General features: G+C 62.4%; 12 protein-coding genes, 1 tRNA gene and 1 riboswitch. Of the genes, 5 read left to right on the top strand and 8 right to left on the bottom strand.

The features are described from left to right. Positions 1-146: 146 nt before the first annotated feature. Positions 147-539 (bottom strand): Co2+/Mg2+ efflux facilitator ApaG/CorD, encoded by a 393-nt coding sequence (apaG, locus tag NKJ78_RS08845; protein WP_023738215.1) that lies wholly within the window; start codon positions 537-539, stop codon positions 147-149. 222 nt (positions 540-761) lie between these two features. On the opposite strand from apaG, the gene NKJ78_RS08840 reads away from it, so the two are divergent. After that, positions 762-1,913: a ceramide glucosyltransferase gene (locus NKJ78_RS08840; protein WP_352459174.1), complete on the top strand. Its 1,152-nt coding sequence runs from the start codon at positions 762-764 to the stop codon at positions 1,911-1,913. 11 nt (positions 1,914-1,924) lie between these two features. Here NKJ78_RS08840 and NKJ78_RS08835 read toward each other — a convergent pair whose 3' ends face one another. Continuing rightward, positions 1,925-3,115, bottom strand: a complete 1,191-nt coding sequence (locus tag NKJ78_RS08835; RefSeq protein ID WP_023669633.1) for an O-succinylhomoserine sulfhydrylase — start codon at positions 3,113-3,115, stop codon at positions 1,925-1,927. Between the two features lie 57 nt (positions 3,116-3,172). Then, positions 3,173-3,250, bottom strand: a riboswitch (SAM riboswitch). A gap of 140 nt (positions 3,251-3,390) precedes the next feature. Between NKJ78_RS08835 and NKJ78_RS08830 the strand changes: the two genes are divergently transcribed. Both NKJ78_RS08830 and NKJ78_RS08825 read left to right on the top strand, forming a co-directional pair. Continuing rightward, the gene (locus tag NKJ78_RS08830; protein ID WP_352459173.1) at positions 3,391-4,485 is read left to right on the top strand and encodes a 2'-deoxycytidine 5'-triphosphate deaminase; all 1,095 of its coding nucleotides are present in this window, start codon (positions 3,391-3,393) and stop codon (positions 4,483-4,485) included. Between the two features lie 101 nt (positions 4,486-4,586). After that, positions 4,587-5,357: an ABC transporter substrate-binding protein gene (locus NKJ78_RS08825; protein WP_023688688.1), complete on the top strand. Its 771-nt coding sequence runs from the start codon at positions 4,587-4,589 to the stop codon at positions 5,355-5,357. A 174-nt stretch (positions 5,358-5,531) separates the two neighbouring features. Here the strand turns inward: NKJ78_RS08825 and araD1 are convergent, their stop codons facing one another. From araD1 to chvE, 4 genes are all read right to left on the bottom strand, one after another. Next, positions 5,532-6,527 carry an AraD1 family protein gene (gene araD1 / locus NKJ78_RS08820; RefSeq protein ID WP_352459172.1) on the bottom strand — a complete coding sequence of 332 codons (996 nt, stop codon included), beginning with the start codon at positions 6,525-6,527 and terminating at the stop codon, positions 5,532-5,534. Between the two features lie 202 nt (positions 6,528-6,729). Further along, entirely contained in the window at positions 6,730-8,016 is a 1,287-nt protein-coding gene (gene mmsB, locus NKJ78_RS08815; protein ID WP_023669637.1) for a multiple monosaccharide ABC transporter permease, read from the bottom strand. After that, positions 8,013-9,545, bottom strand: coding sequence for a multiple monosaccharide ABC transporter ATP-binding protein (mmsA, locus tag NKJ78_RS08810; RefSeq protein WP_031253332.1), 1,533 nt, complete (start codon positions 9,543-9,545; stop codon positions 8,013-8,015). The genes mmsB and mmsA overlap by 4 nt, the downstream gene beginning before the upstream one ends. 152 nt (positions 9,546-9,697) lie before the next feature. Continuing rightward, positions 9,698-10,768 carry a multiple monosaccharide ABC transporter substrate-binding protein gene (chvE, locus tag NKJ78_RS08805; RefSeq protein ID WP_023681943.1) on the bottom strand — a complete coding sequence of 357 codons (1,071 nt, stop codon included), beginning with the start codon at positions 10,766-10,768 and terminating at the stop codon, positions 9,698-9,700. 293 nt (positions 10,769-11,061) lie between these two features. On the opposite strand from chvE, the gene NKJ78_RS08800 reads away from it, so the two are divergent. Beyond that, entirely contained in the window at positions 11,062-12,069 is a 1,008-nt protein-coding gene (locus NKJ78_RS08800; protein WP_023681942.1) for a LysR family transcriptional regulator, read from the top strand. Positions 12,070-12,073: 4 nt separating this feature from the next. Here the strand turns inward: NKJ78_RS08800 and NKJ78_RS08795 are convergent. Next, a tRNA-Gly gene (locus tag NKJ78_RS08795) sits at positions 12,074-12,147 on the bottom strand. 183 nt (positions 12,148-12,330) lie between these two features. On the opposite strand from NKJ78_RS08795, the gene NKJ78_RS08790 reads away from it, so the two are divergent. Beyond that, positions 12,331-12,594, top strand: coding sequence for a DUF6460 domain-containing protein (locus NKJ78_RS08790; protein ID WP_352459171.1), 264 nt, complete (start codon positions 12,331-12,333; stop codon positions 12,592-12,594). Positions 12,595-12,662: 68 nt separating this feature from the next. On the opposite strand, the gene NKJ78_RS08785 is transcribed toward NKJ78_RS08790, so the two are convergent. Further along, positions 12,663-13,565, bottom strand: coding sequence for a histone deacetylase family protein (locus NKJ78_RS08785; protein ID WP_352459170.1), 903 nt, complete (start codon positions 13,563-13,565; stop codon positions 12,663-12,665). Positions 13,566-13,777 lie beyond the last annotated feature (212 nt).

The raw sequence follows: 13,777 nt of genomic DNA, 5'->3' as shown, positions 1-13,777 counted from the left end.
GAAGGGCGGATGAGGGGCAGCGCGAACTTTGGTGAATGGCCGCGCATAGCCAGGTCATGTGCGTGGAAGATAACCTCATGAGTCTGGCGCTGCCCCTCATTGCCCTGCCGGGCATTTCTCCCCGTATAGTGACGGGGAGAAAACCCCTAATTCACCGTCCGTCGGGTCCCCGGCAGATCCAGCGAAAACGCGGGAATAGCGACGTCGAACGTCTCGCCCTTTTTGTTGCGCATGGTGTAGTGGCCGACCATGAAGCCGGAGGGCGTCGAGAGCGGGCAGCCTGACGTGTATTGATAGCTGTCGCCGGGATTGAGCTCAGGCTGGTCGCCGACCACGCCGGCGCCGCGCACTTCCTCGACCCGGCCGCTGCCGTCGGTGATGTGCCAGTAACGCGACATAAGCTGCACGAAATCGTCCGACTGGTTGTCGATCGTGACCTGGTAGCCCCAGACATAACGGTTCTCCGCCGGGTCCGAGCGGTCCTCCAGGTAGAACGGTCTGACCTGCACTTCGATGTTGCGCGTGACGGCGCGATACATGGGCTGCTCCGGTTGCGCAGCAGGGAACATTTGTCGCGCCATGCGGTTTGATACGCGCAGAGCGGCATGTCCTGCCAGCCTCAAAGCGCAGGTGCCGACAAACAATGTCATTTAAGTGACACATGACAATGTTGGTGTGCGCAAACCTTGCCGGCGACTCAAGGCCCATCTGTCGACTGACAAAGCAGCCGCGAGCGGCCTTTCCGGAGTGACCAGATCTCGATGGAACCAGCTCTCACAGCCGCCTTCGCTTCCTCCGCTTTGCTTCTTTCCAATCTCGCCAGCATCCTGCTTGCATCGTCGAAGCTGAAAGCGCGCCGTCTCATCCCTCCGCCGTCCAACGAGCAGCCACCGGTCTCGATCGTCGTGCCGTCGCGCGGCGTGGAGCCGTTCACACAAGAGACGCTGCAGCGAGCTTTCTCGCTCGACTGGCCGCGCTACGAACTGATCTTCTGCGTCGCTCACGCCGACGATCCCGTCGTCAAACTGATAAACAGGGCGATCGTCCTGTTTCCCAACGTGCCGGCCCGGCTGCTGATCGGCGACGACCGCGTCAGCAGCAACCCGAAGCTCAACAACTGCGTCAAGGGCTGGGAAGCGGCGCACTACCATTGGGTTATTCTCGCGGATTCCAACGTGCTGATGCCTAGGGATTACGTCCAGCACATGATGGCGGCCTGGCGGACCAATACCGGGCTTATCTGCTCGACGCCGATCGGCTCTCGGCCGGATGGCTTTTGGGCCGAGGTCGAATGCGCGTTCCTCAACACGCTGCAGGCGCGCTGGCAATATGCCGGCGAGGCGCTCGGTCTCGGCTTTGCCCAAGGCAAGAGCATGCTGTGGAACAAGCCGATGCTCGATACCAGTGGCGGTATCCGCGCGCTGGCCGCCGAGATCGCCGAGGATGCTGCTGCAACCAAGCTGGTCAACGGACTGGGCCTGCGCGTCAATCTCGTTGCCTCGCCTTTCGAGCAACCACTGGGGCAGCGCCGACTTCCCGACATCTGGTCGCGTCAGGCGCGCTGGGCGCGGTTGCGCCGCGTCACCTTCCCGCTGTTTTTCGCACCCGAGATCCTGACCGGCGTCGCCGTGCCGTTGGCGTTGGCGCTGGTGGCGGCCGCAAGTGCCGGCATCAGCCTGCCGGCCACGGTGTTGGCCGTGCTGGCGGCGGCCTACATTCCCGAATGCGCGCTGGCCGCGGCCAAGGGCTGGCACCTGTCGCTGCGCATGGTCCCGGCGATGATGGTCCGCGACATGATGCTTCCCGCCATCTGGGCGCGCGGCTGGCTGAGCGGCGCCGTCGACTGGCGCGGCAACACCATGATCATCGGCACCAAGGCAGCCGAGCTGGAAGAGGCTTCGTCGGGAGCGTGACGCCTCGCGGCCTACCCGGCTGCCTTCAGCGCCTGCGCAACGTCCTCCAGCAGATCGTCCGTGTCCTCAAGGCCGACCGACAGCCTGAGCGTTCCCGGCCCGATGCCGAGCTCGGCGCGAGCTTCGTCGCTGAGGTTCTTGTGCGTGGTGGTCGCCGGATGGGTGATCAGGCTCTTGGCGTCGCCGAGATTGTTGGAGATCAGCACGATGTCGAGCGCGTTCTGCAAGGCGAAGGCCGCCTGCTTGCCGCCCTTGACGTCGAGGCAGATCAGCGTCGATCCGCCTGTCATCTGCTTCTTGACGATGTCGGCCTGCGGGTGGTCGGCGCGGCCGGGATAGATGACGCGGGCGATTTCCGGCCGTCCTGCCAGGAAATCCGCGATCTTGGCCGCGCTTTCCGTCTGCTGGCGCACCCGAACCGGCAGCGTCTCCAGGCCCTTGAGCAGCGTCCAGGCGTTGAACGGCGACAGGCTCGGGCCGGTGTGGCGGAAATAGTCGTGCAAATTCTCGTCGATCCATTTCTTGTCCGACAGGATGATGCCGCCGAGACAGCGTCCCTGGCCGTCAATGTGCTTGGTCGCGGAGTAGACGACGATATGGGCGCCGAGCTGCAAGGGCTTCTGCTGCAAGGGCGTGGCAAAGACATTGTCGACGATCAGCCTGGCGCCGATCGAGGTGGCGAGCGCCGCCACCGCTGCGATGTCGACCACTTCCAGCGTCGGATTGGTCGGGCTTTCCAGGAAGAACAGTTTCGTGTTCGGCCGCACCGCCTTTTCCCAGTTGGCGATGTCGGTGCCGTCGACCAGCGTTGCCTCGATGCCGTATTTCGGCGCCAGCGTCTCCACCACCCAGCGGCAGGAGCCGAACAGCGCGCGCGCCGCAACGATATGGTCGCCGGCCTTGGCGCTGCACAGGAGCGCTGCCGTCACCGCCGCCATGCCGGACGCCGTTGCGCGCGCATCTTCGGCACCCTCCAGCGCGCACATGCGCTTTTCGAACATGTCGACGGTAGGGTTGGCATAGCGCGAATAGATGAAGCCCGGCTCCTCGCCCTTGAAACGGGCTTCCGCGGCCTGCGCCGTTTCATAGACATAGCCTTGGGTGAGATACATCGCTTCCGACGTCTCGCCGAACTGGGAACGCAGTGTTCCCCCGTGCACGAGTGCGGTCTGAGGCTTCCAGTTACGCTTCTTGGTGCTCATCGCTTTTGTTCCAGACACAAAAAAACCGGCCGCGAAAGTCGCAACCGGTCCATATGGCCTTGCGGCCCGACGGTCCTTTAGCGACTTGTTTAACGTGGCTGCAAGCCGACCGGCCAAATCACCACGGGATAACGACCCTTTAGACCTCACCTGCGCTTGCGTCAATTGCCGGCTTCATTAAGAGGTTTGTACCAGACAGGTTCCGCAATAATATCCAGCGGTTTTGCGGCAAGAACCTGCCACAAAGAGACCGACCTTGGAGCGGAGCCAGCCTTTTGCGGCAGACAGGCATTCTTCCCGATCAGGACATTTCCGCGCTGTTTCAGTCCGGCGCGCTGAAGTCGCCGCGCGCGCTCGATGTCGACCAGGTGCAGCCGGCGAGCCTCGATCTGAGGCTCGGCGACAAGGCTTTTCGCGTGCGCGCCTCCTTCCTGCCGGGTCCCGATCATCTGGTGGCCGACAAGCTTCACCGGCTGAAATTGCATGAGTTCAGTCTCGCCGAGGGCGCGGTGCTGGAAACCGGCTGCGTCTACATCGTGCCGCTGCTCGAAAGCCTGGCGCTGCCCGCAAACGTGTCGGCCTCGGCCAACCCGAAGAGCTCGACAGGCCGGCTCGACATCTTCACCCGGGTGATGACCGATCGCGGCCATGAGTTCGACAAGATCGCCGCCGGCTATCACGGACCGCTTTATCTTGAAGTCAGTCCGCGCACCTTCCCGATCGTCGTACGCGCCGGATCGAGACTGTCGCAGATCCGCTTTCGCACCGGCAACGCGCTGTTGTCGGAGGCAGAGCTGAACGAATTGCACCGCGCCGAGATGCTGGTGGCGACCGAGCCGCCCAACATTTCCGGCGGCGGCATTGCGCTGTCGATCGATCTTGACGGCGACCAGAACGGCCTGGTCGGCTATCGCGGCAAGCATCACACCGGCTTGATCGATGTCGACAAGCGCGCCGCCCAGGATGCCGCCGATTTCTGGGAGCCGCTCTATAAGAGCGGCGCCGGCGAACTGGTGCTCGACCCGGACGAGTTCTACATCCTGGTCAGCCGCGAAGCCGTGCACGTGCCGCCGCTCTACGCCGCCGAGATGACGCCCTTCGATCCGCTGGTTGGCGAATTCCGTGTTCACTATGCCGGCTTCTTCGATCCGGGCTTCGGCCATTCGGCCTCAGGCGGCACCGGCAGCCGGGCGGTGCTCGAAGTGCGCAGCCACGAAGTGCCGTTCATCCTCGACCACGGCCAGATCGTCGGCCGGCTGGTCTACGAACACATGCTGCAGCGGCCGCAGGCGCTTTACGGCACCGATCTCGGCTCGAACTACCAGGCGCAAGGCCTCAAGCTCTCCAAGCATTTCCGCCCCGCCGGCTGAACCTTCGATCACCGTCAGGCAAAATACTTGCCTGCGCTGCCTCACCATGCTTGGCTGCCTTTCGGTGGCCGGCAAGAGAACGGCGCGCAAGGGGAACCAAAATGCAGATTTCAAGATGGATCATATCGGCAGCGGGCGCTGCCATGCTGGTGATATCGGCCGGCTCGCTGGCTGAGGCGCAGGAGAAATTGAAGATCGGCACCGAGGGCGCTTATCCGCCCTTCAACACCATCACCGCGGACGGCAAGATCGAGGGCTTCGACATCGACATTGCCAATGCGCTGTGTGCGCAGATGAAGGTCGAGTGCGAGATCGTCACCCAGGACTGGGACGGCATCATCCCGGCGCTGCAGGCGAAAAAGTTCGACGCCATCATCGCCTCGATGAGCATCACCGAGGAGCGCAAGAAACAGGTCGCCTTCACCAACAAATACTACACGACGCCGCTGGCGCTGGTGGCGCCCAAGGACAGCGACCTCACTTCCACCGAACCGGCAGCCCTTGCCGGCAAGACGGTGGGCGCGCAGGCCTCGACCACCCAGGCCGACTATGCGCAGGACGCCTATGGCAAGGCCGGCGCCGAGGCGAAACTCTACCCCACCCAGGAAGAGGCGATCACCGACTTGCAGAACGGCCGTCTCGACGCCGTCATCTCCGACAAGTTCGTGCTGATGGACTGGCTGAAGAAGGCGAGCGACGGCTGCTGCAAGCTTGTCGGTGACGTCAAGGGCACCGAGACGCAAGCCGGCATCGCTGTCCGCCTGGAGGACACGGCACTTCGCGACAAGCTCAACGCGGCGATAGACGCCATCGTCGCCGACGGCACTTACAAGAAGATCCAGGCCAAGTATTTCGATTTCGATATTTATTGAGGTTGGAACTGCCAATCTCCCCCCTTGAGGGGGAGATGGCCGGCAGGCCAGAGGGGGTCGCTGCGCATAGAATGCCAGCGCCTCTCAGCCGCGGAAGACTTTAGCGCTCCACGCGCAACGACCCCCTCTGTCGCCTTCGGCGACATCTCCCCCTCAAGGGGGGAGATTACGCTCTCAAAGCGCCTTCACCGCCACCGTCACCGGCTGCTCAATCTCCAGCGGGTTGCGCAGCGGCAGGCCGAAATCCCCGGCCTCGATCTCGAACACGTCGCCAGCCTGAGTCTTGATGCCGTCGGCAAAGGACAGCGTCGCCGTGCCGAACATGTGCACATGCACGTCGCCCGGCTGGCGGAAGGCCGAATATTTGAAGTGGTGATGTTCGAGATTGGCGATTGTGTGCGACATGTTCGCTTCGCCCGACAGGAACGGCTTTTCCCACAGCAAATTGCTGTCGCGATAGATTCGCGATGAGCCCCTGACGTCGGCCGGCAGGTCGCCGATCAGGATTTCCGGCCCGAACGAGGCGTTGCGCAGTTTGGAATGTGCCAGAAACAGATAGTTCACCCGCTCGGTAACATGATCGGAAAACTCGTTCGACAGCGTGAAGCCGACGCGGAACGGCGCGCCGTCGTCGCCGATGACATAGATGCCGGCGATTTCCGGCTCCTCGCCGGCGTCCTGCGCAAAGGCCGGCGACATCAGTGCGGCGCCCGGCGCCACCGCCATGGTGCCGTTGCCCTTGTAGAACCATTCCGGCTGCACGCCGGTCTGGCCCTTGGCCGGCTTGCCGCCTTCGAGCCCCATGCGGAACATCTTCATGGAATCGGTAAGCTGCTCCTCGCCGCCATCGCTGAGCTTCTTGTGCATGGAATCGCGCGTCGCCGCCGAGCCGAGATGGGTCAGGCCGGTGCCGGTCAGATGCAGATGCGCAGGATCGGGATGGTTGATCGGCGACACCAGCCGGCCCTTCTTGTAGACGGCGTCGAGGTCTATCGCTTCACCGAACCCCTTGCGCTCGATCAGCGCGGCGAGGCCCGTGCCGGTTCGCGCGGCCTCCATGGCCAGCGAATAGACGCTGCGGGCGCCGTTGATGATCCTGGTCTTGCCGCCGCCATTGCGGGCGACGACGCGGATGGTCTCGGCGTCGTCGAGGATCTGGGAGATCAGCATGATTAAATCCTCTCTCATGTGCTTGGCCTTGGATGCCTCTTGGCAAACCTTGACCTGCGCGGCTCGGACCTAGCCGCGCCACGGGTTGAACTCTTCGTCCGGATTGCGCTCGCGACCTCGATCCCTCGGGGGACTTCTTATGCCGACAATTTGCCGGCTGCGCCGCGATCGTATGCCTCCTGCTTGCCTCGCCTGAAGCTTGTCAGGCCTTGTTCTTGTTGTAGACGTCGAAGATGACGGCGCCGAGCAGCACCAGGCCTTTGACCACCTGCTGCCAGTCGACATTGACGCCCATGATCGACATGCCGTTGTTCATCACGCCCATGATGAAGCCGCCGACGACCGCCCCGATGACCTGGCCGACGCCGCCCATTGCCGAGGCGCCGCCGATGAACACGGCGGCGATGACGTCGAGCTCCGAGCCGAGACCCGCCGCCGGGACCGCCTGGCCCAGACGAGCCGCGATGATCAGGCCGCCAAGCGCCGACAGCACGCCCATATTGATGAACACCATCAGCGTCAGCCGCTCGGTGTTGATGCCCGACAGCTGCGCCGCCTTGGGATTGCCGCCCATGGCGTAGATGCGCCTCCCGATGGTCATGCGCTTGGTGACGAAGACGAACAGCGTGATCAGCACGCCCATGACCAGCAGCACCACCGGCAGGCCGCGGTAGCTGGCAAACTCATAGACCAGGAACAGCGCCAGCGCGCTGGCGACCAGCGTCTTGACGACGAACAGGGTGAAGGGCTCGGCCTCATAACCATGGCGTTCTCGTTTGCGCCGGGTGCGGACCCCGAAATAGGCATAGGCGAGCACGGCGATCAGCCCCAGCACGACCGTCGTCATGTGCAGGGTCACGCCGCTGCCCATGATGGTCTTGCCGGCTGCGTTCACGACCGGCGGGACGAGCGTCAGTGGGCCGATCACATCCGGGATGAAGCCGGAGCTGAGCATCTTGAAGTCGTCGGGAAGCGGACCAACCGACGAGCCGCCGCCAAGCAACGCCTGGCAAATGCCGCGGAAGATCAGCATTCCGGCCAGCGTGACAATGAAGCTCGGTATCCGGTGATAGGCGATCCAATACCCTTGCGCGGCGCCGATCAGGCCACCCGCGACCAGGCAGACGATCGAAACCACCAGCGGATTGCTCAGCGGTCCGAGCTGCCAGATAACCATCATGTTTGCCGCCAGCGCGCCGATGAAACCGGCGACCGATCCGACGCTGAGGTCGATATAGCCCGATACGATCACCAGCAGCATGCCCAGCGCCATCACGATGATGAAGGAGTTCTGCTGCACCAGATTGCTGAGGTTGACCGGCTTGAACAACGTCCCCGACGTGGTGAACTGAAAGAACAGCATGATGACGATCAGGGCTATGATCAGCCCGTATTCGCGCAAATTCGTCGCCAGCGCCGAGACGGCGATGCGCGGGCGCTGTTCGTCGGCGACGTTGCCCTGCGGGGCGGGGGCGCTTTCGGTGCTCATGCTGCTTTTCCTTCTCCCCGGACGATAGCGCGCATTATCTTTTCCTGGCTTGCTTCCGCCGCCGGCATTTCGCCCACCATGCGCCCTTCGTTCATGACGTAGATGCGGTCGGTAATCCCTAGCAATTCCGGCATTTCCGACGAGATAACCACGATCGCCTTACCCTCCGAGGCAAGGCGCGCGATGATCGTGTAGATTTCATACTTGGCGCCGACATCGATGCCGCGTGTCGGCTCGTCGAGGATCAGCACGTCAGGGTCGGCAAACAACCATTTCGACAGCACCACCTTCTGCTGGTTGCCGCCGGAAAGATTGCCGGTCATCTGATAGACGCTGGACGCTCGGATATTGGTCTTCTTGCGATAGTCGTTGGCGACCGCAAGTTCGCGCATGTCGTCGATCACGCTGTGGCGCGACACGCCGTCGAGATTGGCCAGCGTAATGTTATGCTTGATATGGTCGATGAGGTTGAGGCCGTAGGTCTTGCGGTCCTCGGTGACATAGGCGATGCCGTGTTGGACCGCCTTGCTTACCGACGAGACATCGACCGGCTTGCCCTTGAGCAGCACTTCGCCGGTGATGCGGCGGCCATAGGAGCGGCCGAACAGGCTCATGGCGAATTCGGTGCGGCCGGCGCCCATCAGCCCGGCGATGCCGACCACCTCGCCCTTGCGCACATTGATGTCGATGCCCTTGATCACCTGCCGCTCGGCATGGAGCGGGTGATAGACCGACCAGTTCTTCACCTCGAACACGACTTCGCCGATCTTGGGCTCGCGCGGCGGATAGCGGTCGTCTAGCGAACGGCCGACCATCGAGGTGATGATGCGGTCTTCGGAGATATCCTTCTTGGCCAGCGTCTCGATGGTGCGCCCGTCACGGATGACGGTTACCTTGTCGGCGACCCGGTTGATCTCGTTGAGCTTGTGCGAGATCAGGATCGAGGTCATGCCTTGCCGCTTGAATTCGAGCAGAAGATCGAGCAGCGCCTGGCTGTCTTTCTCGCTGAGCGACGCGGTCGGCTCATCGAGGATCAAAAGCTTGACGTCCTTGCTCAGCGCCTTGGCGATCTCGACCAGCTGCTGCTTGCCGACGCCGATATTGGTGATCAGTGTCTTGGGGTCCTCCTTGAGGCCCACCTTCTTCAACAGGGCAGCGGTGCGCGCCTCGTTGGCATCCCAGTCGATGACGCCGTATCGGGCGTTTTCGTTGCCGAGGAAGATATTTTCGGTGATCGACAGCATCGGCACCAGCGCTAGCTCCTGGTGGATGATGACGATGCCCTTGTGTTCGCTGTCATGGATACCTTTGAACTGGCATTCCTGACCCTGAAAAATGATCTGGCCGTCATATGTGCCGACGGGATAGACGCCCGACAGAACTTTCATCAGCGTCGACTTGCCGGCGCCGTTCTCGCCAACCACGGCGTGGATCTCGCCTTCTTCGACGCTGAGGTTGACGTTCGACAGCGCCTTCACGCCGGGGAAGGTCTTGGTGATGTCGCGCATCTCCAAAATCGTCGTCATCAGGGCAAGCTCCTCCTGTTGCATGTCGCTCCAAAGTGCTTGCGGTTTGAGACAACGACATGCACGCAAACTAAGTCCGGTAGAAACAATACCGGGGTCGCTTGTGAACGGAAAGGGGTCCTGCGTCGCGCAGGACCCCTGTCTTTCTAAACGGATTACTTCAGTTCGTCGGCCTTGATGTAGCCGGAGTCGACGACCAGTGCCTGGTAGTTCGACTTGTCGACCTCATGCGGCGTCAAAAGGATCGAGGGAACGACCTTGACGTCGTTATTGTAGGTCTTTTCATCGAGGCCGTCCGGCTTGCCGCCCGAGAGCACCTTGTCGACGAGTTCGACGGTGGCCTTGGCCAGTTCGCGGGTGTCCTTGAACACGGTCGAGTATTGCTCGCCCGTGATGATCAGCTTGACCGAAGCAGTCTCGGCGTCCTGGCCGGTCACGATCGGCCACGGCTGGGCGTCGGTGCCGTAACCGACGGCGCGCAGCGAAGCGGTGATACCGCGCGACAGGCCGTCATAGGGCGACAGAACGCCATCGACGCGGCTGCCGTCCGAGTAGTTGGCCGACAGAAGGTTGTCCATGCGCGCCTGGGCGGTCGCGGCGAGCCAGCGCAGCGTGCCGACCTTGTCCATGCCAGTCTGGCCGGACTTGATCTTGATCGAGCCGTCATCGATCAGCGGCTGCAGCACCGAGATTGCGCCGTTGTAGAAGAAGAAGGCGTTGTTGTCGTCCGGCGAGCCGCCGAACAGTTCGACGTTCCACGGCTTGGTGTTCGGGAAGCGCTCCTTGAGGCCCTTGACCAGCGAGTTCGCCTGGATCACGCCGACGCCGAAATTGTCGAAGGTGGTGTAGTAATCGACATTGGCGGTCTTCTTGATCAGGCGGTCATAGGCGACGACGACGACGCCGGCGTCAGCGGCCTTCTGCAGCGCGTCCGACAGGGTCGTGCCGTCGATCGAAGCGATGATCAGCGCCTTCGGGCCCTTGGTGATTTCGTTTTCCAGCTGGCTGAGCTGGTTGGGGATGTCGTCCTGCGCGTACTGCAGGTCGACCGTGTAGCCGAGAGCTTCGAGCTGGGACTTGACGGCATCGCCGTCATTGATCCAGCGCTGCGAGGTCTTGGTCGGCATCAGCACGCCGACAAGACCCTTGTCGGCTGCATGCGCCGAGTAGGTCATGGCAGCGATGCCAAGGGCCGCGACGGCGGCCAGTGTCTTGATGATTTTCACGTAAACTCTCCCTGGTTGATGGACGCGACACCTCGGGGCTTCGCGGGCCGCGCAGTCGGGCGGATGCGCCAAAGCGCCGCCGCCGTCATAATCGATCTCCGGTATCCTCCCAATCGGCCCACAGTCTTGATTTAAATCGATACGATTTTGCTCGTCATCGACCGTCAAGTCTTGAGGACGCGCGAAAGTGTGACCCTTTGCCATAACTGTCAAATGCGATCTTCGGTGGTTGCTATACCAAAACCGGTATATGACGAGACCGGGCTGGAACAGTGGCGGAAGCGGGAAAAGGCATGGCGGCTTTACGAGGTCCTCAGGGAATTTCAAGCGGTTACGATGAATTGCCGGGCGATGGCGAGACACTTCTGCGCAGTGGCTTGAGCCTGCGTCACATGCGCATGATCGCAGCGCTGGACGATCACGGTCGGGTGAGCGCGGCCGCCCAGGTGATGAACATCTCGCAGCCGGCGGCCTCGCGCATGATTTCCGAGATGGAAGCGGTGCTTGAGGTCAAGCTGTGCGAAAGGCTGCCGCGCGGCATCACGCTCACCCCTTACGGCAAGGCGCTGGCGCGGCGCGCGCGCTCGATCCTGCTCGAAATGCGCGAGGCCGACCGCGAAATATCGGAGCTCAAGGCCGGCAAGGGCGGCTCGGTGTTCCTTGGCGCGGTGACGGCGCCGGCGATCGAACTGGCGGTCCCGGCGATCCGCGAGATACGCCGCCTTTATCCGCGCATCGAGATTACCATGCAGGTCGAGACGTCAAATGTGCTGGCGCGCGAACTGATCGCCACGCGCCATGATTTCATCATCGCCCGTGTCCCCGAAGACCTCAATCCGCGCCTGTTCGAATCGCGCGTCATCGGCGTCGAGAAGGCCTGCCTGATCGTGCGCCGAGGCCACCCGCTGAGCAACGGCCATCCTCTAAACAATGGGAAGGCGGTGAGGCTGGAGGACACCGCCGCCTTTGACTGGGTGTTCCAGTCGGGCGGGTCGCCGCTGCGCCAGGCGATGGAGAGCAATTTCCTGAACCGCAACATCGCCCTGCCGGACCGCATCCTCAACACCTCGTCGCTGCTGCTCACCCTGGTCATGGTGGCGCAGTCCGACGCCATCGCCCCGGTGTCGATCCAGGTGGCAAAATTCATCCAGAACCCCGACGGTCTCGCCGGCGCCATCGACGTCGTCCAGACCGAGTTCGACATCGAGGTCCGGCCCTACAGCCTGATCACGGTGAAGAACCGCGTCCTGTCGCCGGCGGCCAAGATGCTGCACGATTTTATCTTGCGGGAAGTGGGATAGGAACTGGAGCGGGTAGAGGGAATCGAACCCTCGCGTTCAGCTTGGGAAGCTGACAAGCTACCATTACATCATACCCGCGTCGGCTCCTCGATATCATGACGGGCGTGCTTCGGGCAATCGCCTTGGACAGCTCTTCGGAAACGGCTGTTGGAAACCCCGACCGATTGCGCCAGTCCGCCTGCCTTGATGCGGGCGCAGCAAGTGCGTATTCGTGCCCCTGTACCCCCGAATCCGGGGCACCCGAATTTGGAGGCAGGCCCCTTGTCCACAGTGACGCGCTTTCTCGGTGACTCGCCCGTCAGGGTGATCGTCAAGCTGCTGGTCGTGTCGTTCCTCGTCGGCCTGGTCATGAATGCGTTCGGCTGGACGCCGATGGACGTCTTCTACCACATCCAGGGTTTCTTCATCGATCTTTGGAACCTCGGCTTCAATGCGGTCTATCGCTTCTTGGGCTATATCCTGCTCGGCGCCGCGATCGTCGTGCCGGTGTTCATCCTGCTCAGGCTCGCGAACTACCGGAAGTGAAGCGGAGGCATGATCCCGAAAAGTGGAAACCGGTTTTCGGAAAAGATTGTGCTCAAACCAAAGGCCACTCAGGCAAAGTCCGACGCCACCTCGAACAGGATGGCGTGGCGCGCCGCGAGCGCTGCGACATCGGTCGAATAGCCGCCGCCGATGACACCGCAGACCGGGATGCCCAGCGCGCGGAAATGACCGATCACCATGGCGTCGCGGGCACGCACGCCGTCATCGCTGAGCGATAGCCGGCCGAGCCGGTCCTCGGCATGCACGTCGACACCGGCATTGTAGAAGACGATGTCCCAGTGCGCCTTGGCCGAGAGCTCCGGCAGGAGGACACCCAGCCGTTCGAGATAGGCGCCATCGCCGGTGCCGTCCGGCAGCGCAACGTCGAGATCGGAGGCAATCTTGCGCACCGGATAATTGCGCTCGCCATGCATGGAAAAGGTGAAGGCGCGTGGTTCCTCTCTCAGTATATCCGCCGTGCCGTCGCCCTGATGCACATCGAGATCGATGATCAGGATGGTTTGGGCGGAACCTTCGGCTAGCAGCACCAGCGAAGCGACGGCGACATCGTTGAAAGTGCAGAAGCCCGCGCCTTGCGCACGCCGCGCATGGTGGCTGCCGCCGGCGCTGTTGCAGGCAATGCCGTTGACAAGCGCCAGCCGTGCCGCCAGCACCGTGCCGCCGGCGGCGAGTTGCGCCCTGAGGGAAACGCGCGGACCCACGGGAAAGCCGATCTCGCGCTCGATCTTCTCAGGCACCGAACACGTGATGACCTGGTCGACATAATCAGCTGCATGGGAAAGCTTCAGCCATGAGGCCGGCGCCGGCTCGGGCATCGACAGCGCCTCGGCATGGATCAGACCCCTGATATGCAAGGCCTGCATCAGCAGCGGATATTTGCTCATCGGAAAGCGATGATTGACCGCGAAGCCGGCATCGTAGTCGGGGTGATGGACGATCTGCAGGGGCATGGCTAAAGCAATTCCAGGAAAAGTGTGCAGCGGTTTTCCCGGGAGAAGCGCGTAGCGCTTCCCCTTGGGAATTGCTTAAAACCAGTACTCGGATCCGGCGGGCTCGCGCCAGAAGAACATTTCGGTTGGCCGTCACGGCAAGAGTGATTGCGCGGCGGCCGGAAAATGGGGCACATCGGCTGTTCGATCAAGCCGCAATCAGCAAGGCAGCA

Source organism: Mesorhizobium sp. M0037 (genome assembly GCF_040323635.1).
Classification (GTDB): Bacteria; Pseudomonadota; Alphaproteobacteria; order Rhizobiales; family Rhizobiaceae; genus Mesorhizobium.
This window is presented reverse-complemented; position numbering and strand designations above follow the sequence as displayed.